General features: G+C 50.7%; 9 protein-coding genes. All 9 read right to left on the bottom strand.

All coding sequences use genetic code 11. From position 1 onward, the window contains the following. Window positions 1–40 precede the first annotated feature (40 nt). Complete coding sequence (locus tag DC20_RS03605) at window positions 41–2,506, bottom strand: carbohydrate-binding protein (RefSeq protein WP_157593038.1); 2,466 nt, start codon at window positions 2,504–2,506, stop codon at window positions 41–43. A 164-nt stretch (window positions 2,507–2,670) separates the two neighbouring features. Beyond that, window positions 2,671–5,094: a glycosyl hydrolase family 95 catalytic domain-containing protein gene (locus DC20_RS03610; RefSeq protein WP_062542586.1), complete on the bottom strand. Its 2,424-nt coding sequence runs from the start codon at window positions 5,092–5,094 to the stop codon at window positions 2,671–2,673. Window positions 5,095–5,206: 112 nt separating this feature from the next. Further along, the gene (locus DC20_RS03615) at window positions 5,207–5,863 is read right to left on the bottom strand and encodes a GDSL-type esterase/lipase family protein (protein WP_062542587.1); all 657 of its coding nucleotides are present in this window, start codon (window positions 5,861–5,863) and stop codon (window positions 5,207–5,209) included. A 91-nt stretch (window positions 5,864–5,954) separates the two neighbouring features. Further along, window positions 5,955–8,417, bottom strand: a complete 2,463-nt coding sequence (galB, locus tag DC20_RS03620; protein ID WP_062542588.1) for a beta-galactosidase GalB — start codon at window positions 8,415–8,417, stop codon at window positions 5,955–5,957. 303 nt (window positions 8,418–8,720) lie between these two features. Further along, entirely contained in the window at window positions 8,721–10,100 is a 1,380-nt protein-coding gene (locus tag DC20_RS03625) for a hypothetical protein (RefSeq protein WP_062545773.1), read from the bottom strand. A 114-nt stretch (window positions 10,101–10,214) separates the two neighbouring features. Then, entirely contained in the window at window positions 10,215–11,804 is a 1,590-nt protein-coding gene (locus DC20_RS03630) for a RagB/SusD family nutrient uptake outer membrane protein (protein WP_062542589.1), read from the bottom strand. A gap of 18 nt (window positions 11,805–11,822) precedes the next feature. After that, complete coding sequence (locus tag DC20_RS03635) at window positions 11,823–14,906, bottom strand: SusC/RagA family TonB-linked outer membrane protein (RefSeq protein WP_062542590.1); 3,084 nt, start codon at window positions 14,904–14,906, stop codon at window positions 11,823–11,825. Window positions 14,907–14,955: 49 nt separating this feature from the next. Beyond that, a complete protein-coding gene (locus DC20_RS03640; protein WP_062542591.1) occupies window positions 14,956–17,811 on the bottom strand; it encodes a TIM-barrel domain-containing protein in 2,856 nt (951 codons plus the stop codon). A gap of 491 nt (window positions 17,812–18,302) precedes the next feature. After that, entirely contained in the window at window positions 18,303–22,433 is a 4,131-nt protein-coding gene (locus DC20_RS03645; protein WP_245652294.1) for a hybrid sensor histidine kinase/response regulator transcription factor, read from the bottom strand. Between the last annotated feature and the right edge of the window lie 547 nt (window positions 22,434–22,980).

The raw sequence follows: 22,980 nt of genomic DNA on the forward strand, positions 1-22,980 counted from the left end.
GTTTTGTAATGTTTTGAGAAAAAAAGCCCTGAAAGGCGCGCTATTGTTTGATGATTTTGATGGTTTGCACGCGGTCCTGATACCTGGCCGTGAGTACATATAGTCCCCGAGCCAGCGTTTGCCCCACGAAAGATTGCCCGGAGCTGCTTCCTTTCTCCACCAATGCCCCGGTCAAGGTCCTGATTTCATAGGTAAATTTATGCGGGGCTTTCATCTTCAGACCTTGCGGAAAAGGATTGGGGCCATAGGCTAATTCCAGTTTTTGGTCATGGGAAATGCCGCTGATCACACCCGGAGCGTTTCCGTACACAATGCCCCGCCCGGCAGTGGCCACGTACACCCGGCCGTACACCCGCGGGTCACCGGTGATGTCATTGATGCCGCCAAACTGGTGCTGGTCATCGGTGACTCTGACCCAGGTGGCACCGGCATCATCTGACCGAAAGAAGCCCATTTGGTTATTCACCTTGCCAACTATGAAGACTGCCGGATACGTAGCTCCTTCTCGGGCTTTCCCGAAACCCACTTTGGTCGCTTCCTGCACGTTGGCAACACTGGTGAAAGAACTTCCTGAATTGATGGAGCGGTACAGGCCGCTGGCAGGATTGGTAAGCCACACATCGCCTTCCACTCCGTAGGTTGGGTACACGGTAGAGGCCCACAGTTGCCAACTTGCCACAACCGGCAACCCAGTGGCACCTGCAGTAAAAGAAGTTCCGCCGTTGGTGCTCACTAGTACCCGGCCCGCTTCGGCATCATACACGTAAAATTTGCGGGCATTCACCCGATCTGCCATGGGCTTCAAACCACCTTTGATGATGCCTGAGGCAGCCGTCCAACTGGTGCCGCGGTTGGTAGAATAATAGACTGAGTTTACACCGCCAGGAGCCCACACCAACGTAGCTCCATCCGCTGAAACCGCGATGGTTCCACCCCCATTTACTCCAGCTGGAGCCGAAGGGAAAGCCGTCCAGGAAGTACCTCCGTCGGTAGAATATGCGCCATATTTCCCGTCGGCATTGTTGTGGGTGCGCACCATGAAAGAGGACTGGTTCGCGGCATAGTCAATCCAGGTGTTGGTACCGTACCGTGGGTTCAGTCTTCCGGCTGTGGGGGAAACATCCAGATTGTCGTGCCGGAAACCGTCAATGTCGCCAATGGCACTCACCAGTGGTGCTCCGGTGAGCGGACTAATTAGTTTGAGCGGTACTGTTTCCTCCAAGCCTTTGTTCTGGAAAAACCATGAGATTCGGCTTTGATCAGTTTCCCGGAGGTTAGTGGTTTGGTAGACGCCGTAGCCGGTCACAAACCAAGCAGTGTTGGCGTCAAACGGGTCAATTTCTATGTCTCCCAACCAGTGCGGACTGGAGGCTGCGGCATACGGCGCCGAGGTATGGTCTCGGGTAGCGCCTCCTAACACCGCTTTCCAAGTGGCGCCTCCGTCGGTGCTGAGGTAGATTTCGTCGTTGGGCCACCAGCGGTTAAGGGTAGAGACTAGGACCGTGTTGGGGTTCTGCGCATCCAGGCTGAGGCCTGCAAAACCTCCTTGGCCAGAGGGCAAGGTCAAATCCATCCAGACATTGGTAGTGGGGTTGAACTTGCGCACGGCTCCGGCGGTGGCGCCATTGGGGCCGGGACTGTTCGCGTAGGTCACGTACAAGGTTCCGTCTGGGGCCATCTCGGCGTGGTGCGGCATATACGTCGTGCTCTGCCCGGGCACAGCTTCCCAGGTGGTACCGCCGTCGGTGCTGCGGTACAGGTTGGTGCTCCCCATTCGGAGCACACCCACGTAGAGGTTTTGGGTAGCCGTGCCCGCCGTTCCATTGCGTTTATCGAACAACACAAACCCGATGCCTCCGCTGCCGGGGTTGGTTTGGCTTACCGGAAAGCTACTCACTTTGCTCCAGGTACTGCCGGAGTTGGTGCTGCGCCAAAGGCCATCGGTGCTGGTGCCTAAGTACAAAGTGCTGCCCAGGTTGGGATCTACCTGCAACCGCTCGCCCGTGGAGCGGCCGTCTTCGTTTCCGCCCAGTTTGATGGAAAGATTGGTTCTAATCCAGGTGGCGCTGCGGTCAGAGGAAGCCATGATGGCCCCGGTGCCTGCCCAGGATTGAGAATAGAGGCCGGTGGCCAGGTACACTTTGTCTGGGTTAGACGGATCCACCGCCACACTCAGCACGCCCATTTGATTTTCATCGGTGCGGGTGAGGTGGTCCTGCAGCGGAATCCAAACCTTGTTGGTGGCATCCCACCGGAACGCGCCACCCACATCGGTACGGGCGTAGAGCAGGTTTCTTTCAGTGGGGTGATACACCAGCCCCGTGACAAAACCGCCGCCGTTGATCTGCACGCTCTTCCACTGGTACGCCTCTGCCTTCTGAGCCTGAACCGGCGAAACACTTAGACACACCAAAAGCAGCAACAGCCCACCCACCACATTTCTCCGGCGGCCAATCCCTCTTTGAAGGAGAAACTTCAATCCATTTTGAGTAAAGCGTTTGCTCATAATTCCTTTGTAGGGGTGAAGTAATTCTGGTTTGTGCGCATCCGTACTGCCCAACCTTTTCAAGGTTGTTTTCTGAAAACAGGTCCTAAACAAGAACCTGCTTCCCTCTCGTTGACATCCACATCTTGCTATTAAATTAAGAAAGATCGTTTTGAGGCTGTTTTTTATGGATTTGCCCGAAAAACCAACTGCACCGACTTCCCGGCAGGAAGATTTACCTGCATGTTCTTTCCTGCGCTGGTAGATTTTCCTCCGGAAACTATCTGCATATTTTTGGGTGCCTGCACTGTGATTTCCTGTTTTCTTGGTGCTTTGAGCACGGCAGTTACTTCCTGTTTGCTCCAGGAAAGTTTCTCCACCTCTACCCCGCCTCTCAAAAGCAAGCCTGAGATAGATCCGGTTTCCCAGGCCTCTGGCAAAGCGGGCAGCAGTTTCACCAAACCTGGCTCTGAATACACCATGGCGCGCATGATCACTGAGGGGTAACCGCCGCTCAGGTCCATGTTGAACAGCGAGCCCGGATTGTGATAGGTGCCCAAACCGTTGGTCCAGTAGTAGCGGGCAATCCAGTCAATCAACTGAGCGGTCGTGGGCGCGTCTTCCAAGTTGGCGGTCACAAAGGCCATCTGCGCCAGTCCGAATACCATTTCACCTCCGTTTTCTTTGTAGCGGAACTTCATTTTTTCCTCCACTACTTTGCGCGCGCCCTCCATCAGTTTGGGATTGTTCTTGAAATCCGGGTCTACCTGGTCATAGAGGCTGTACAGATGCGAGATGTGGCGGTGCTGATGATTGTTCTGCAGGCCGGTCCAGAGCCATTCTTTTAGGGAACCGGCTTCGTCTACCTCGTAGGCGGGCATTTTGGTCAACATTTCCTGCCATTTCTTAACCTGAGCCTTATCTGTTTTCAACTCCTGCGCTGCCGCAATGCAGTTTCTGAGCAGTTGTTTCGCAATCATGACATCCATGGTGGCGTTAATGCTGGCCTGCGATTTATGGTTAGCGGGATTGTTCTCGGGCGAGTACGATGGATTGAACACGTATTTCCCGTCTTCGCCTGTTTTCAGAAAATCCTCATAAAACAGCGCTGATTCTTTCATGAACGGGTACGCCCGCTCCTTCAGGAAGGTACGGTCGCCGGTGTGCAGCCAATAGTCGTTGTAGAAACTTGCGGTCCAACCGGCACCTCCGGTCCAGAGGCTGAGGCACCAGATGGGGTCAAAGTGGTTGTCCCAGCCGTGGCTGCTGGTGTGCGAGGGCACGTGAATACCGCGCGTCCCGAACATCTTTCTGGCATTGTCCCGGTAAAACTGTAGGCGCTTATCGTGGTAATCAAAGTAGGCGTGCATGAGCTCCGGAACGCGGCTGGTGAGCAGCGCCGATATGGCGACCTCCACGTTGCCGTCATGGGTAAAATCTGAGGACCAAGCCGGTGACCAAGTACCGCCCCAAATGCCCTGCAAGTTAGGAGGATTGATACCGGTGGCCGAGATGATGTTGTAACGTGCGGCATCAAACTGCTTTTCAATAATGGCAGGGGCCACTTTGCCGCTTTTGGTTTTCAGGTTCAGCGTCTCGGTATACAGGTTGGCTTCGGCCCCGCCGCCTAAATCTAGTTTTACTCTGTTAAACAACTCACCATGTACATTTTTATGGCGCGTCACCAAGGCCTGGCAATCTGATGTCAAGGAAGTAAGATGCTTCTTAATCTGGTCAACCTGTGATTGGGCGTAGTTATAATTCGCGTTAATCTTGATGAAGACCAACACTTCATCAGCGTTTTGGACGATGAACTCGTTGCCCTCAGTGCGGGAACTGCCGCCCTTCACTTCTACCCGGCCCACGCCTTCGTAGCCCTGCAGACTGCCCGGCCAACGCTTTTTGTACGCGCTGCGGTAGGTGAGCCATTTGTTATCGGCTGCGCCAATGTTCACGCTTTCCACGGTGCTATTAATCTGGTTCCACTGGGTCCATTCCACTGGTCTGCGGGCGAAGGAAAGGCGTCCGTTAATTTTACCAGTTCCTTTGATAGAGATGACCACCGCACTATCAGGGCGGGATACAAACAGGGTGCGCTGGTAGGTTCCGTTGGCATCGGTCCAGGTGACTTTGGCCTCTCCGGTTTCAAAGTCTACGGTGCGCACGTACTTCTGCACGTTGGACGGCTCCATCTGCAGGCGTACGTCAAACGCGGGCACGTACGGGTTAGACCACAGGTGTCCGCCGTAGCCTTCTTTCATGCTCTGCTCCACCGGAATCTTGGCCGCCTCCTCCCCTTTTCCCTGCAAAATATGTGCGCGGATTTCATCCAATCGGCTGGCTTGGTCAATGGGGGGCTTGGGCTCAGTGGCCGGAAGATACAGTTGAGCCTGATTCAGGATAATGGTCTCATCATGCGGATTGCCCATCACCATAGCCCCCATGGCACCGTTGCCACTCAGCAGCGCGTGTTCCCAATTGGGCGCCGGTTGCCAACTGGCGAAACCTTTCTTAGGCTGGGTAAAAAGATCTGCCTGGCCCAAGACCGTGAACTGGCTTCCTGTCAAAAGTAAAAACAGCAGCAAAAATGGAGGGTAGCGATGCAGCATGGGTTTGTGTTAAAGGATCTGGTAAAGAGAAAACCCTTCTGGGGGGGCAGAAGAGCTTTCCCTCTGAATGTTGTATATGCCTTGTTTTCAGAAAACAGGAGATAAAAGGATTCTACTTGCGAGCTGTTTGGGCTGATTTCACCTTCAAAGATTTGTAGACTTCATTTGCCAGCAGGGCCGCACCGGCATCATTGGGGTGAATGCCGTCATACGTCAATTCGGGCTTTCCCAGAAAAGGTGTGTACAGGTCAATGGTCTTCGATTTCGTTTTCTTGGCGACTTTCTTCACTGCCGGTACAATCTCAGTGTTCACCACCGGTTTGCTGATACTGAATTTTTCTTCGAACACCGGCACCGGGGTGCAAACGTACACCTTGGGTTTAGAGGCTAGTTTCTTGAAAGAGGCCACAAACTGAATGTAATCAGGCACGAACTCATCTTTGAATTTCCAGTTCATGGGCTTGGAATCGTTGGTGCCCAGTTTGATGATGACGATGTCGGGGTTCCAGGCCAGGGCGTCCTGGTATTTGGTTTCGTTCCAGAACGGCTGATTTCCTTTTTTCAGGAGCGTACGGCCACTCACTCCGAAGTTGCGCACCTCGTAGGCACCGCCCAATAGTTGCTGTAGAACTGCGGGATAGGTTTGCTTGAGACCGGCTCCTTCGGTGATACTGTTGCCCACGCAGGCTACTTTTATTTTGTTCTGCGCCGAGGCTCCAAAACAAACCAGCAATACCAACAGATAGAGGAGAGAGAAATGCTTTTTCATGAAGAGGTGGATTAACTAAGTGGTTAAATTTTCTCTCTATTTTAAGGCTAATTCTTCTAAATCAGGCTTAAAACTGAGAGATACCTTTTCTTTACTTTTTCAGTTGAATGGTCACGGTGGCCGGAGCCAGACCTTCAGATGTGGCGGTCAGTTTCACCGTGCCGGCTTCTTCCTGGGCCTGCAGAATGGCCAGCGCCAAGCCATTGAACGCTTTGCGATGGCTGGCTTTAAAAGACTCCAAGCTGGTCTGCAAGCCGTTGTCCACACCCGCGATGGTCGCTTTGCCGTCAAGGGTGAAATTGACCAAGTTATTGGCGGTGGGTACCAGGTTGCCGTCTTTGTCTAGGATCTTCACCGTCACGAAAGACAGGTCTTTGCCATCGGCAGAGAGTTGGGTACGGTCGGCTTCCAACACAATTTTGGCGGGATCACCGGCAGTTTTGACTTCCTTGGTGAGTACTTCTTTGCCGTTTGCGCGGGACACGGCTCTTAGGGTACCCGGCTGAAACGGCACTCGCCAGAGCACATGCAGGTCATCGCCTTGCTTTTTCTTGATGCCCTGTGACTTGCCGTTCAGGAAAAGCTCCACCTCATCGGCGTTGTTGTAATAAGCCTTAACATCCACGGTTTTGCCAGGTAGCCAGTTCCAGTGCGGGAACACGTGCAACACGGGTTTGTTTGTCCATTCGCTTTGGTACATGTAGTACACGTCTTTCGGGAAGCCGGCCAAATCTACAATCCCGAAGTACGAGCTGCGGGCTGGCCAAACGTATGGGGTAGGTTCGCCCAGGTAATCAAAACCGGTCCAGATGTACTGCCCCGATAAGTAAGCGTGCTTTTTGATTACTTTCCAGGTCTCCTCGTGGGTAGAACCCCAAGGGGTGCTCACGTTGTCATACGCCGAGACGGTGAGGTCTTTGTTTCCGTCGTGGAAAGGAATGTCCCAGCGTTTGGGCCACCGACGGATGCTGTCTGCCGGCATGTCATAATGCCCGCGGGTCATCAACGCAGAGACAGTTTCGGTAGCGATGAATTTCTGACCCGGGAAGGTCTGCGGAAACTTCTCAAAGTCCTGGTGGTGGTAGTTGAAGCCAAACAGATCCAGCGCGCCTGATTTGTAGATGGTGTTGTTAGGGGTTGGCTCATTTATGCCCACCGTAACAGGGCGGGTAGTATCCAGGCTCTTCACAATGTCTACCAACTCCTTCGCAATAGTTGTTCCTTCCGGTGCCCACTGCTCCGGTATCTCGTTCCCGACGCTCCAGATAAAGACGCTGGGGTGGTTGCGGTCGCGCTTGATGAAATCTTTTAGGTCGCGTTTGTGCCACTCGTCCCAGTCATGGCTATAGTCAAACTTGGTTTTCTCTTTCTTCCACATGTCAAAAGACTCGTCCATGACAATGAAGCCCATTTTGTCGCATAGGTCCAGCAGCTCAGGCGTGGGCGGGTTGTGCGAGGTCCGGATGCCGTTTACGCCCATGGCCTTCAGGATTTCCAATTGGCGCTCCAAGGCCCGCACGTTCACGGCGGCACCCAGCGCACCCAGGTCATGGTGGTTGCACACGCCATTAATTTTCATGGATTTGCCGTTCAGGGTAAAACCTTTCTGCACGTCAAAGTTGAAGGTCCTAATGCCCAGCGGCGTCTCGTAGTTGTCCACCACTTTTCCTTTTTGCTCTACCAGCGTCACCACCCGGTACAGGTACGGCTGCTCCACTGACCACACCGTAGGGTTGCTGACAGTTAAGTTCTGCTTTACTTCGGTGAGCGCATTGGCTTGGCCGGATTTTAAAGCTACATTCTCAGAAGAAGCCTTCGCCACTTCTTTGCCCTGGGCATCATACACCAGCGTACGCAGCGTGATGTTCCCTCCCTGCTGCCGGGCATTTCTGATGTTAGTAGTAATGGCCACTGAAGCAGATTGCTCTGACACCTGCGGGGTAGTCACAAACGTGCCCCACTGTTCTACGTGCACCGGATTGGTTTTCACCAGCCATACGTTGCGGTAAATGCCAGACCCAGAATACCAGCGGGAATTGGGTTGTTGGGAGTTGTCTACTTTTACGGCCACTACGTTCTGCTCCTTCCCAAACTTGAGGTAAGGTGTTAGATCATACCGGAAGGAGATATAGCCATTGGGTCGTTTGCCCAAATACTGGCCATTTACCCAAACTTCAGAGTTGGTGTACACGCCGTCAAAGTCAATGTAAAAGAGCTTGTCTTTGTCTTTCGCGTCTAGGGTGAAGGCTTTGCGGTACCAGCCGGTGCCGCCGGGTAATGCGCCACCGTTGTAGCTGGCCGGGTGCTTCTTATCAAACTTGCCTTCAATGCTCCAGTCATGCGGCAGGCTTAGTTTACGCCATTGGGTGTCATTGAAATTGGCATCTTTGGCTCCGGCATTTTCGCCGAGGGCAAAGGACCAGTTCTTTGTAAAATCGGAACGTTCCCGCACCGCCACGTTGGAGGTTTTACAGGAAGAAGCACTTAAAAGCAATAGGAAAGCAACGGCCCATGAAAAGCCGATGGGGAGATAAGGAGTATTCGTTTTTTGCATGTTTTCCTAAAAAGGCATTTAAAACAGACCTTGGTTGAGGTGCTGGTAGTGGCAGAAAACCGTGTCATAAAATGGGTAAAGCCACAAGCAAAATGTCGCTGTCCTGGAAAGAAGAACGCAGAAAAGACCCGGTGTTTTCGGGCAGTTTTTCTAAAAAGAAGGCTAAGACAAGTCAACTCTTCCTTTAAAGCTAAGTACAGGAGCGGCGGCCTCTGATGAAATTATGAAAGGAGTTCTATCTACTTTCAGCATAAAAAAACCGGTAGCCGCAGACATCTGCTGCGGCTACCGGTTTCTTAGATGTTAGTTTCCTAGCACATAGTGGAACGCGAACCACTCATCTTTGGCGGCATCATAGCTGGTTCCGAACCAGATTCCTTTTGACTGAAAATCGGTTGGAAAGGCTTTGATTACCTTGAGTTTGTTCGTGGTTGGGTTCATCCAAGAACCTGGGTTCTGGATCAGGGTGTTGCCCACTAATGTGATTTCATTTGTGGCTTCATCTATGGTGAAGGTACCGGTGGTTTGCACGCCGTTTTGGTTACGAGTGTAGTTCTGTCCGCCGAAACGGTCGAAACGGATCCAGGAGCCCGTGGCAGCGGCATCCCAACTGTTGTTCCAACCCCAGTCACGTGAAGAAGCATGCCCAGTAGTCCAGCCATTTCCTTTGCCAATCCAGTCAACCGGGTTACCGGTGGCATCCAGTCTCCATACCCGTCCGGAAGATGGACCTCCAGTCAGCATGTTCAACAACTCGCCTGCCTTGAACGTTGGGTCAAACCCTTCATCTTTCGGCTTTGGACCCGCATCTACCGGCACATAGTTATCGGCGTATTCTTTGGAGATGTAGTTCCAGACGTAAAGGTAATCGCCTTCGCTGTTGGTTCTTCTCACGCCTATCTGCAGGGCGTTTTCGGTTAAGGACAATACTACCAGGTTGTTCGTCCAGTTGGAAGCGTTGGCGATGAAGCTTGGCGAGCGCAGGATGGTTCCGCCGGAGGTGCTGATGGTTTTACCGGCGGCATCAAAGGAATAAGTTCCGGTTTCGTCTTTGCCCTCAGACACTTTGTGGTTTTTGAAAAAAGGCCCGCCTTTCAGGCTGAAGGTCATGGTGCTGCCCATCTCGGCGGCCGGAATGATCCAAGTGTTGTCTTTGTAACTTGGAGCCCAACCTAATTTAGCGGTTCCGTCCTGCATGTTTTCCCACTTGGTGAGGGGCTCATAGAAATAGAGCGGTCCGTCAAACATGCCATGGTTACCGAAATCCAGGATCCAGGTTTTCTCCTGGCCTACGCCACCCGTCAGGTACGTCCACAGCGGGTCGTTCACGTAACTGAAGTTGTCTTGGGTCACTTTCACCGTGATGGGGTCTGCGTCTACTATCCCTCCGGCTGTCATCGCCGAGAACTTGATCACGTAGTCGCCTTTGAAAGCAAACCGAACCGTGTCTACCGTACGGGTTGACTTGCCTGTCCCGAAGTCCCACATAGAAATGGTTTCGGGTGTTTCATTGATCAGGATCACGGTGTTTCCGCCCGGATCAATGGTGCGGTCCTGCACCACTTTGTACTTCAGCTCTGACTTGTCGAGCATTCGGCCCAACTCCATATCATCATCCTGGCAAGCCGTGTTGAACAGCAGCGGCACCAGGAGAAAATAGAATAGTATTCTTAAGTTTTTCATCTGCTTTTGATTTTTATGGTAAGCGGGAAGCCTAATGGTTTTAAGGCGATTTTCTGAAAAGGGCTTCAAAACACACCCGGCTTCCGTTTTCTCCTATTGAATTTTTAACACTGATTACCAACCGGCATTTTGCTTAAGCATTCCGTTAGAAAGCGTGATCTGGTTGTAAGGAATCTGCTGCAGGCCTTTGGTCTTGATGATTTTATCAGCGGCAATGGTCTTAGCTGCCGCCGTTCCGCCGTTCTCTACCGTGGTGGTCTCGGCAATAGCCGCCGCCGCCACGTTAATGCCCTGGCGAAGCAGATCATAGTACCGGATGCCCTCACCGGCAAATTCCAAGCGACGTTCGTTCATGATATTGGCCTGAGAAACCGCCAACGGTGTGAATTTGTCTTTGTAGGCTCTCCGGCGTACTCTGTCAAAGTAAGTTTGTGCGTTCGGGCTACCCAGTTCAGCGGCCATCAGCAGCACATCAGCGAACCGGATGGAAACGTAGTCCTGGTACTGCCCGATCATAAAGTTGGTACCGCCTAAGTTTACCGGTAGGCTGTTGCCTTTCTCATCTACCATAGGGCTGTACTTTTTCCCGTAATAGCCGGTATATTCCCGCTGCTTGCCTTTGTTTTTGAAGTCGATCTTTTCATCGGCGATGGAAATAATAGACCCAAATCGACGGGTGTCATTCGCCGAGAAAGCATTCCACAATTTCGGGTTTACGGTAGCCCCGCCCCAGCCATTGCCGTAGGGGTAGCTGGCCTGCTCGCGGATGCCGGTCATGACCATCCAATGGTTTCCGTCGGCGTTACCGTTATAGTTACTGGTGTATGAGTACTTGATGGCGAACACGGTTTCTTTGTTATCCTCTCCGGCGTAGTTGGCCACTGAGGCCGCTGGCCAGAGGTTGGCGTAGTCTTCTACTAAATCGAACCCTCCGTTTGATATCACATCTTCTACCGCTGCTAGGGCTTGTGCTTTGGTAACTTCGCCCACCAGATCTGCTTTGCCATAGTAGCCGGTGTAATACAGGAAAACCCGCCCGGTCAATGCTTGAGCAGCCCACTTGGTCACCCGGCCATACGTGGCTGGGTTTTGAGCAGTGTAAGAAGTGCTGGGTAAATTGGCCGCGGCAAACTTCAGGTCCTGCGCAATTACTTTGTATACCTCATCTGGGTTGGCTTGGGCTACATTCTCGGCAGAAGGCTCGGTTAACAAAGGAATGTTGCCCCAAAGGCGTACCATGTCAAAATACAGGTATGCGCGAATGTAACGGGCTTCGGCTGCGTAGGTATTCTTAAGGGCCGTTTGGGTGCCCCACTCTATGCCCTCCAGTTTGCTAAGAAGCATGTTGCACCGGTAAACAGCCGCATAGTACGCCCGCCAGTTGGCTTCAAACAGGTTCCGGTCTGCAGGAGATCGAGCCATGTCAAACTCATCCAGCGCCTGGTACCCGAAACCGTCACCGTTGCCGGTACCTCCAAAAGCGTTGTCTGATAACACCTCGGCGGCCACCGGTAAACTGATACCATCTGCCCAAATCCGCTGCAACCCGTCATAGCAACCTACCAATGACTTGAAGGCATCCTCTGGGGTTCGGTAAGAATTGCTTTCGGTTTGGGTGGTGATGGGTTCTGTATCTAAGAAATCCTGGCAGGAGCCCAGTGAAAGAAGGCCCACTGCTAAGGCGAATGTTTTTATATGTCTCATGTTTTTCAAGGCTAAAAGTTAAAATCTCAGGTTAGCGCCTACCATCATGGTTCTAGGGCGTGGGTAGTAGCCCACGTCTACTCCTTGGGCAAAGCCGTCGGTGTAGCCAATTTCTGGGTCCATGCCGTCATATTTGGTGAAGGTGTAGAGATTCAGGACGGAGGCAAAAACGCGGAACTGACGCGCGCGGCTGCTTTGCTTCATCAGCTGCCCCAGGTTGTACCCAATGGTAACGTTGCTGATTCTCAAGAAGTCACCGTCCTGAACGTACAGGTCAGAGAAGTTGGTCCAGTTACGCGCATCTTCGGTTACTCTAGGCATGGTGTTAGAGGAACCCGGTCCGTGCCAACGGTCCAGGATACGGGCCGTGTAGTTGGCCAGCGGGTTGGCGTGGTTCCGGTACGACTGCACAATCTGGTTTCCGGCTACCCCGGAGGCCAGGAAAGAGAAGTCAAAGCCTTTGTAGTCACCAGAGAAGGTAAGGCCGAAGGTGTACTCCGGGTTCGGGTTCCCGATGTTGGTCTTGTCTAGTTCAGTGATTATGCCATCGCCGTTCACGTCTACATAGCGTACGTCACCCGGCTGCGCATTTGGCTGAATCAGGCCGTTTTCAGCAGAACGGTAAGCGGCCACCTCTGCTTCGGACTGGAAGATACCGGCTGTTTTGTAGCCGTAGAAATATCCGATAGGAAAGCCGTTCTGAGCGCGGTAGAACTCGGGAGCGTTGTCAAACAATTGGTTTGTGGCTCCGTGGATGATACCGTCAGCGCTTGGGATTTCTCCTACTCTGTTTTTGTTGTAAGCTCCGTTTACGCCTACCCTGTAGTTGAAGGCACCAATGCTGCTGTTGTACGCCAGTGCTACTTCTACCCCGCTGTTTCTTACATTACCTCCGTTGATGAAAGGAGCCTCAGCGCCGGCGGTGGCCAGAATAGGCGCTACGATCAACCAGTCTTTGCTGGTTTTGATGTAGTAGTCAAAGTTGAAATCTACTTTTCCGTTCAGGAAACGAGCATCAAACCCTACGTTGGTTTGTTCTGAAGTTTCCCAATGAAGGTCTGGGTTTCCTAACCGGCTGCTGTAAGAACCCGGTGTCAGCATACCTTCAGTAGGTCCGAAGATATAGTTGGTGTTTCTAATTTGAACTGGTGCCAGGTACTGGAAGAAACCACCGTTCAGGTTCCCCACTTGTCCCCAGCTGGCTCTCAGTTTCAGGAAAGACATCCAATCTGCCGTGCTAGACATGAACTCCTCATTGGTCAAGACCCAACCCGCCGAAACAGATGGGAAATAGCCCCAACGGTTCAGGAAACGAGAAGTGCCGTCGGCCCGGAACGTGGCATTTAACAAATACGTCTCTTTGAAGTTGTAGCTCACCCGCCCGAAGTACGACATGCGCTTGTCTTCGTCGGTTGGGCCACCGCCCACGGTCATGTTAGGAGCTCCTTCGGTGTTAGTGGCATTAGACAACCAGGCATACCGGATGTCGCCAATGTTCAGGTTACGGTTACTGCCGTTAATGCCTGAACCCAGGAACTGGAAAGCCGATGAACCCGCCATTACTTCCAGGTTATGGTTTGCCCCTATGTTAAAGCCATAGCTTAAGGTGTTGTCAAACATGAGGGTTCTGCCTTTGCCCATGGACTGGTTTACCTGGGTAAAATTGCTGAACGAGAAAGCTGATAAGGTGTAGATTGGGGTATAAGAACGGCTTTCATTTGCGTAATAATCTACGCCTAGGCTGGTTCGGAACCGCAGGTTCTTGATAGGCTCCACCACCATGTATACATCTCCCAACAGGCGTTGGTTGTTGCGTCTGTTCTGGTTGCCGTACACCATTTGGGCGTAAGGGTTGGCCTCTCCGGAATACCAAACAGGGGCAGCTTTGCCATCGTTATTCCAGAAATTTCCCTCTGCATCATACATAGGTACAAACGGGCTGGTGTTGAAGGCGCCGCGCAGAGTGTTGTTGTACTGGTTGCCCACGCCAATGCCGTTGTTGTTCACGTACGCGAAGGTCAAATGCTGGCCAAACCGCAACACGTCTTTCAACAGCTTGTGCTCAGAATTGATCCGGAAGTTGTAGCGCTCATAATTGGAAAGGCTTTTTCCGCCTACTACTCCTTCGGTACCAGTGTACGCCAGTGAGGTAGAGAACGTAGACATCTGTGTTCCGCCGGAAACCCCTAACGAGTAGTTTTGGGTCACCGCGTCTTTCACAAACATTTCGTCCATCCAGTCTGTGTTGACGGGCAATGTATTCAACTGCTCGTTGTTGAAATATGGGGCTTTGCCGGAGTTCACGGCGGCCTCGTTCATGATACCGGCATATTCGCGGGCATCCAACAGACGCGCCTTTCTGGCCACGTTCTGCACACCATAATAAGTATCAAAGGTGATTTGGGCCGGTTGATCTGTTTTCCCTTGCTTGGTAGTCACGAGCACAACCCCGTTAGCTGCCTGCGACCCATAAATAGCCGCCGAAGCCGCATCTTTCAACACGTCAATGGATTCAATGTCTGCCGGGTTCAGGTAATTGATATCACCCGTGATTACTCCGTCCACTACGTACAGTGGGCTGGCATTGGCAATGGTTCCTAAGCCCCTGATTACTACGCGCATTCCCTCGCCCGGCTGCCCGGAAGAAGAAGCGATCTGCACCCCTGGGGTTTGCCCCTGCAAGGCTTGCAAGGCGTTGGTGGTGCTTTGCCGCTGCAGGTCATCGCCTTTCACCTGCACAGTAGCGCCGGTCACCAGTTTTTTCTGCTGTACGCCATAGCCAATCACCACTACCTCTTCCAAGGCTTTGGCATCGGTTTTCAGGACCACGTTCACTTGCGATCTGCCATTCACGGCTACCTCTTGGGTTACATATCCAATGTAGGTGATGACCAGCGTCTCATTGCCGGTGGGGAGGTTCAGCTGAAAGTTTCCCTCCACGTCTGTACCAGTAGCCAGGGAAGCATTGCCTTTAACACTAATAGTGGCCCCAATGATGGCATCGCCACCTTCCTGGGAGGTGACCCTTCCCCTGACGGTTTGTTGGGCGAAGGCTACCCCGCATAAACAGAGCAGCCATGTAAGCAGTAGGTATTTTCTCATAGGTAATAAAATGACGTGAATAGATTGATTATAGGATCAGGTAAGGGGATTATTTCAGTTTCACCGAGGAGGCACTGCCCGAATAGGCAATGGTAGCGTCTGGCTTGGCATCAAAAGCTAGGGCTTTGGCTTTGCCCGGCTGCACAAACACCACGTTGAAGGTGCGCTTCAGCAACATGCCATTGAATTCGCCCTGGCGTTTGCCCACAGTAAGGGTTTTGGAGGCCTCATTATAGGTGATGGGAATGGTAGCGAACTTGCCTTGCTCGTAGTTGTAGTTTGTGTTTTCGTCTTCGTACAACTCAAAAGAAGCATCTTTGCCTCCGTACACATACAAGGTGATGGTCTCGGCTGGCTTTTCAGTCGTGTATTGCAATTCTGGTCCGAATGGCAGAATAGAGCCTTCTTTCACGAACAGCGGCATGCGCTCATAAGGGGCTGCGGCCGTGATCTGCTGACCACCTTTCTGGTAAGAACCGTCATAGAGGCTGTACCAACCGGTATTGGCAGGCAGATACAGTTTACGGCTGGTAGCCTTGGCTTCATACACTGGGTTCACCAACAAGCTAGGCCCAAACATGAACTGATCACCAATGTTCAGCACGTTTTTATCAGTGCCGAAGTCCATCACCAGCGGACGCATGATGGTGCCGTTCTTGTGATACACCTGCCCGGTAAGCGAGTAGATGTACGGCATCAGGCGGTAGCGCAGCTTGTTGTAGTACACAATAGCTTGGTATGCCTTGTGGTTTTCAGGCGCAATGTTGTACACCTCCCGGAACGGAAACTGGCCATGCGCACGATACAAGGGCGTGAAAGTGCCGTACTGGTACCAGCGGGTGTTCAGCTCGCGCCATTCTTCCTGTACCTCAGGCGTCATAGTGCCACGGTCATACTTGTTTTCCACGAAGAAACCTCCAATATCCGTTGTCCAGTAAGGCAAGCCAGACAAGGAGAAGTTCAGACCGGCCGGAATCTGGCGGCCCATTTCCTCAAATGTAGACGCAATGTCTCCGCTCCAGGTGGCGGCTCCGTAGCGCTGCAACCCTCCAAAGGCCGAACGGGTCAAGATGAACACCCGGTCATTGGGGTTGGTACCGCGCTGTCCTTCATAGATGCCTTTGTTGTGCTGCAGCACGTAGGCGTTGAAGTACTTATCGGCAGGTCCTAAATACGTAGGGTTCATCAAGGCCTTGCGGTGCGCAATAGACGAGTTGGAAAGGATGTCTGGCTCAGAGGCATCTTGCCACCAGGCGTCAATGCCCATTTTGTAGAGCTTTTCGCTAATCAGGTCCCAAAACATCTTGCGGCCCTCGGGGTTAAAGGCGTCATAGAACGTAGACACGTAGCCTTTGCCAATCCAGTCTCTGATTTGCTCATTAATGCTGGTTTTATATAACAGGCCTTTCTGGTCAAACTTCTTGTAAGCGTCAATGCCTTCATAGAACTTAGGCCAGGTGGAGATCATGATCTTGGCATTGTTGGCGTGCACCTCGTTGATCATGCCTTTTGGGTCTGGGAACCGGGTCCCGTCAAACTCTTGGCTTCCCCACTGGTCTTCTTTCCAGTAAGACCAGTCCTGCACAATGTTATCTAACGGAATCTGGCGCTTGCGGAATTCCTTTACCACTTCCAGTAGTTCCTGCTGCGTTTTGTAACGCTCGCGGCTCTGCCAGAAGCCCATGGCCCACTTAGGCATTACCTGCGCCTTACCGGTCAGTTCACGGTAACCACTCACCACTTCGTCCATGTTTTTGCCGTGCACAAAGTAGTAGTCCATTTTATCACCAGCCTCAGAAGAGAAGGCAACGGTATTCAGGTCTTGGGCAGGTTGTGGGGTCAAGAACCGAAGCGCCAGGTAAGACACATTGCCATCTGGGTTCCACTCCATTTTAAAGGAGTGCTTCTTTCCTTTCTGCAGAGGCGCCTTGAACACCGACATGCCCGGGTTCCAGGCTTCGCGCCAGCGGTCCAGCAGCAGTTTGTTGTCAATCCATACCTTCACGTACCCGGAAGAAGGCATCTCGAACCGGTGGTCACCGGTTGCGTCGCTTTCAATGAAGCCTTCCCAGGTCATCAAGCCTCCTTCTAAGGAGTAGCCAGTAGGGTATTTGTTTTGGTCTTCCAGGAACTCATAGCTGATCTCAGACTCCTGACGCACAATAGGTGCTTTCCCGGTCTTTTTATCAAAAGCATAGGTAGCGGTAAGGCCGCCGGCCTTCTGGTCTTTGCCGTAAAGTTTCAGTTTGGAAAGCTGCTGATACGGGCGCACATCGCCAAATTTGGTGATAGAGTTGTTATCCCACAGGATGCCGTAGTTTTTGCTGGACACCAGGAAAGGCACCACCGCAACCGAGTTGTATTGGGTAAGGTCTACCTGCCAGCCTCTGTAATTCATCAGGCCGGCCTGGTGCTGGCCCAAACCATAGAATGCCTCATCTTTGTCTACATTGAATGCTTTCTTTAATTGGTAGCTTTGAGTAGTACCAAAGGTAACCGGCGCGAAGGCCTGCTTTCCTGCATTGTTTTCCTGCAGCAACACTTTCCCGCTTTTATCAAAGAAAGTAACCGCCCCGTTCTCAGCACCTACTTCCACCCGAAGGGCTTTGGTGTTTAAAACTAAAGTTTTGCCTTTCTCCTGATATTGCCAATCGGTTTTCTTGGTTTTGTCTTCCAGCACCATGAGGCTGGCTTCCTCAGAGAACTTCTCCACTGGCGTAGCCGATACCTGGATGATATTGTCCCCCACTACCCGAACCTTCACAATCTTGGGTTGGCCGTTAGCTGGTTTTTCCAACCGCACCAATACACCGTCTTCCAGTTTCTGGTAGTTCTTTATTGCAGGCTGCTTAAAGGAAAACAGCGTCCCGATGAGCGCTAAACAAAGCGTGTTTCTAAGCTTCATTTGTTAGATAGTAAAAGTGAATTTTGATTTTTCCTTGTTTAGAGTAGTACCTATTTCAGAAGGTCAACTTTAGGAGGAAAATTAACAGCATGAAGGTAGGTAGGACCTGAGGAGGGCATATGTATCAAATGTTTCCTATCTATGTTGCATCGGTTAACAAATGAAAAAACCGCATTTTCAGTACGTAAAAGCGGGTTTTATTTTACAAAATGTTAACAAGCCTTTCCCTCACCTCAGCAAGTCTCTGTTTCCCGCCCCTTTTCACAAAAGCAGGTCTTAAAAGGAAGAGGATAGCCACAGATAGAAAAATCAGACTACTAGAGGACTAGATATGTATTGCTGATTTGAAATTGTTTTTCAGAAAATGGGCAAGAAATCCACTGCCTCTGTTAAGAAGAAAAAGCCTTCCAAAGCCTGCAGCTAGTCGGCCCTAAAACAAGAAAGCAGCAGCCCGTAACGGCTGCTGCTTTCAAAATAATTAGGTCAAATACTTAAGCGGTGGGCTGGGACTGTTTGCTCTCGGCGTAAACCGAAGGCAGCATGTGGTACGCTTCTTTGAAGTATTTAGAGAAATATCTTGGGTTGTTGAACCCAACGGCATATGCCACCTCGGCTACCGTTAACTGACTTTTCTCCAGAAGCTGGGCTGCCCGCTCTAACCTGATTTTCCGGATGAACTCTACTGGGGACTGGCCCGTGAGCGCCACAATGCGCTTGTACAGGTAAACCCTACTCATGCCCAATTCGCGGCTCATAAACTCTACTGAGAATTCAGGACAGTCAATGTTGTCTTCTACTACCTTAATAGCTTTTTGAATGAGTTTATCATCTAGGGAGACAATGTCAATGGAGCTGGTTTGCACGCTGATTTTCTTGCCGTAGGCCTTTTGCAGGAGCTGACACTGTGCAATGAGGTTTGACATACGGGAAAGCAGCAATTCAAAATTAAAAGGCTTGGTAATGTAGTCGTTTGCACCAATACCCAGACCTTTCAGCTTCTGTTCCTCCGCGGTTTGGGCGGTGAGCAGAATGAACGGAATGTGCGAGGTACGGGCATCTGACTTGATTTTCTTGCAGAAGTCAATGCCATTCAACTCCGGCATCATCAGGTCACTTACAATAAGGTCTGGCATTGCAGAAAGTGCCTTTTGCCAGCCTTCTTTCCCGTTTTTAGCCTCCAGTACCGTAAAATGTGAACTCAAGCTATCCTTCAGGTAGGTTCTGAAATCTTCACTGTCTTCTACTAGTAACACTACTAATTTGTGGTCAGGAGCTGCAGAAGAAGCCTGTATTGTAGTCTCTAAAGCAGGAACTACCGAAACTGTTTCTTCCTCTACTTCAAATATGCCAGACTCCTGCGTGATAGAGCCGCTTACCTTTATAGGCAAGGTGACAATGAAACAGCTTCCTTTGCCCAACTCACTCTGCACCTGAATCAAGCCCCCATGGATTTTCACGAACTCGCGGGTAATAGACAACCCAATGCCGCTGCCTTGGTTCACCAGGTTATCTGGCACGTCTTCCCGGAAGAACCGATCAAAAATCTTTTCCTGATTTTCTTTAGAGATTCCAATGCCCGTATCAGAGACTTTGATTTCTAGCAGGTATAGCCCTTGGGAGTTTGAGTCATTCTCGTGACAGTTCACTTCTACCTTGATGTCCCCGTTCTCAGGAGTAAATTTAAAAGCGTTAGAAAGCAGGTTGAACAGAATCTTGCCCAGCTTGTCCATGTCAAAGGAGGCATGCAGCTCTTTGATGCTGGTTTCAAAGGACAGATTAACATGGTTTTTCTCCGACAAATCTGAAAAAGCATACACAGCTTCCTTGATAAACTTGACAATGTTGCCGTGCGAAGGAGCGAACGCCACTTCCTCTACCTCCAGCTTCCTGAAATCTAGCAATTGATTTACCAGATGCAGCAGGCGTTTGGCATTACGGTTGATCATCTGGAACTGCTTGGTTTGTTCCGCATCCTGCGTGGTGGCCAGCAATCTTTCCAAGGGAGCCAAAATAAGGGTAAGTGGCGTCCGGAATTCATGGCTGATGTTGGTAAAGAATTTGATTTTCATGAGGTGCAATTCCCGCATGTGTTTCACCTCGCGGCGCTCCCGCTCCAGCTCAAATTTCTGGTTTGCCTTTTGTTTCTCAACACGACGGATCAGCACCAAAATCAAAAAGGCCAGCACGAAATAAGTGACATACGCTACATCTGACCGCCAAAAGGGCACCTGCACTTCAATATCTAGGCTGATGCCCTCTTTGTTCCAGACTCCGTCATTGTTGGAGGCTTTAACCACCAGTTGGTATTTACCAGGATCTAAGTTGGTGTAGGTGATGCGGCGGTTACCTCCATCTGTGGTGTGCCACTCCTTGTCAAAGCCTTCCAGTTTGTACTGGTACTTGTTTTTCTCTGAATGGAAAAAGTTGAGTGCCGCAAACTCCACGGTGAACATGTTTTGGTCATGCTGGAGCGAAATCTGCTTTGTATCCGCCAGCGCTCTAGGCAAGATCACGCTGCCGCCTACCTCCTCACCTACTTTCAGGCTTCTGCTGAATAGCTGGAAATCTGTAAAGACAATAGCCGGCACCACTTTATTGCTGGTTAATTCACCTGGCTGGAAAATGTTGAACCCATTGGGGCCGGCAAACACCACTTCGCCTTTTCTGGTCAGGTAAGCCGCATTTTCATTAAAGACTTTGCCTTGCAACCCGTCAGATTCATCAAAATTGCGCGTTACAAAGGAAATCTCATGGGCTTGCCTTCCTGTCATCTCCAGTTTTGAAATGCCGTTAGGGGTACTGATCCAGAGATTATGCTGTTTGTCTTCCAGAATGTTCAGAATGATGTTATCTGACAGGCCATTCTCTTTGGTGAAGAGCCTAAAGGAGTTGGTTCTGGGATCAAAGAGGTTCAGGCCCTCATTAGTCCCTACCCACATTTTCTGCCGGCTGTCCCGGAAAATACTCAGCACTGAGTTACTGCTCAGGCTTTTGGGGTTTTGAGGGTCATTTTTGAATTGTAACAGCTTTCCAGAAGCCAGATTAAGCACCTCTACCCCAATGTCCCCCCCAGTCCAAAGATTACCTTTCGCATCTTCGGCGATGGCTGCTACATACAGTCCCTCTAACCCTGGTTTAGTAGCAGAGCGGCCATAGGAAAGGAATTTGCCCGTGCTGGGTTCCAACCGCTGCAAACCACCCCGCATGGTACCTATCCAGAGCCGATTTTGACTGTCTTGGAAGAGCTCCCACACATTGTCATGGCCTAAACTATAGGTATCCTGTGCATTGTGCTTGTAGCGGGTAAACTTCTTTCCATCAAACTTGTTGAGGCCGCCCAGGTAAGTTCCTATCCAGAGATTCTGATCTTTATCCAGAAGCAGACTTACTACTACGTTGTTGCTGAGGCTGTTCGGGTCTTTTGAGTTATGCTGATAGCGGGTGTACTGGCCGGTGCTTCGGTTCCAATAAAGCAAACCGCCCCCATTAGTGCCCATCCAGAGATTTCCCTTTGCGTCTTCCACAAACCGGTTAATGTCATCATAGGGTAAACTCCCTTTTACCAGCAACTGGTTTTGGTGGTGCTGAAACCGAAGCAGGTTCTTGTGGTAGTAGTTGACGCCTTTTTTGTAGGTACCTAACCAGATGATCCCTTCCCGATCTTTGTAGATGGAGATTAAGCTATTATGCGAAAGACTGTTTTCTATTTCAGGGCCGTTTTGAACAAATTGCACCGAAAGGTCTCTCTTGTTCACGATGTTGATGCCGCCGTGGTCGGTGGCCAGCCAGATGGTGCCGTCTTCGTTTTCCACGATGCCCCGCACCAGGTTGGTGTTCAACCGCAACGTAGGCGCATTCTCATGAAGTTGCTGGAAAGTTTTAGTGGCTGGACGATACAGGAAAGCCCCAATGCTTTCATAAGACGAATAAACCCACAGGTCTCCGTTCTGGTCAATGGTCATTCCGTATCCCATTGCCTGTCCTTTAAAAATATTCTGCAGTCCCTTTTCCTGCGCCTCCACCTTCAAGGTTTTGGCGTTAAGCTTTTCCAGCACCCCATTGGCGTGCAACAGCCACAGGTCTCCTTCCTGAGTAAAGGAAATGGCGTTTATGGGATTTGAAACGGCTTGGCTTGCACCGGTAGCAGTTCCTTTTACCGGAGTAGACACCTTCGTTTTAGGGTTGAACCTGGTTAGGCCTTGTCCGGTTTGCAGAAACCAGTAATTGCCGTATTTGTCTTGCTGGATGTTTTCAACCGGCGCCTGCGGAAGGGAATACTGTTTCAGCAGGGGCTCATAATCTCGGTCAAACCGATCTTCTTTGGGCTTGTAAACCGTGAGTCCTTTCTGCGAGGTGACCCAAATGTTCCCTTCGGGGTCTTCAAAAAGCTTACTGATGTTGTTATCCCTGAGAGAGGCAGTGTTTCGGGAGTTATGCCGGAAGACTTTCACTCCGTAGCCATCAAACCGGTTAAGGCCAGAAGAAGTACCTATCCAAATGTACCCTTTGCTGTCTTTCAGGAAACTGTTGACCTGGTTGTGTGAAAGCCCGTTGTTGACATCTATGCGCAGAAAACGACGCTGTTCTCCTGAATTCCCAAACACCTGGGTTATGTTTGCCATCAAGGCAAAAAAGACAACAACAATATTGACAAGTAAGCGCATCTATCTACTTTAAACTTCTCTGAAGGAGACATTCACCCTCCTCAAACCCCTCTTTCCTCTGGAAGGCAAAGGCTTTTTTCCTCCAAATATGACTTCCACCTTAAAGCTAATTTTGATAAGCCAGTTTAGGTTGAAGATAAGCATCAAATACCAACCCCACCTTTAAAATCATATGCAATATAGGCTTTTTTACAAAATTCAGGGAGGTCTTTTTTAGATCCGTCAAGAACCTCCCACGTTATTAGCCTTATATTATTAAAACCTCAAAAAGAGAATTGAGCTCTTTGAACCCTTCGGTTCTTTTGAAAAAGGTAGATACCCAATTTTCCTTCACCTGCTACAAATTGCCCATTTTTTATAAAACAAGGCATAAACGCCAAAATCGATCTTTGTTCGTTACTCTTTTCAAGCGGGATAATCTTTATCGAGAGTTATGTTTAAAGGGTACTTTTCAGAAAATAGCTTTAAAACTGTTTTCAACTCAAACTATTCAGACCGCTCAAGG

The organism is Rufibacter tibetensis, assembly GCF_001310085.1.
Lineage (GTDB): Bacteria > Bacteroidota > Bacteroidia > Cytophagales > Hymenobacteraceae > Nibribacter > Nibribacter tibetensis.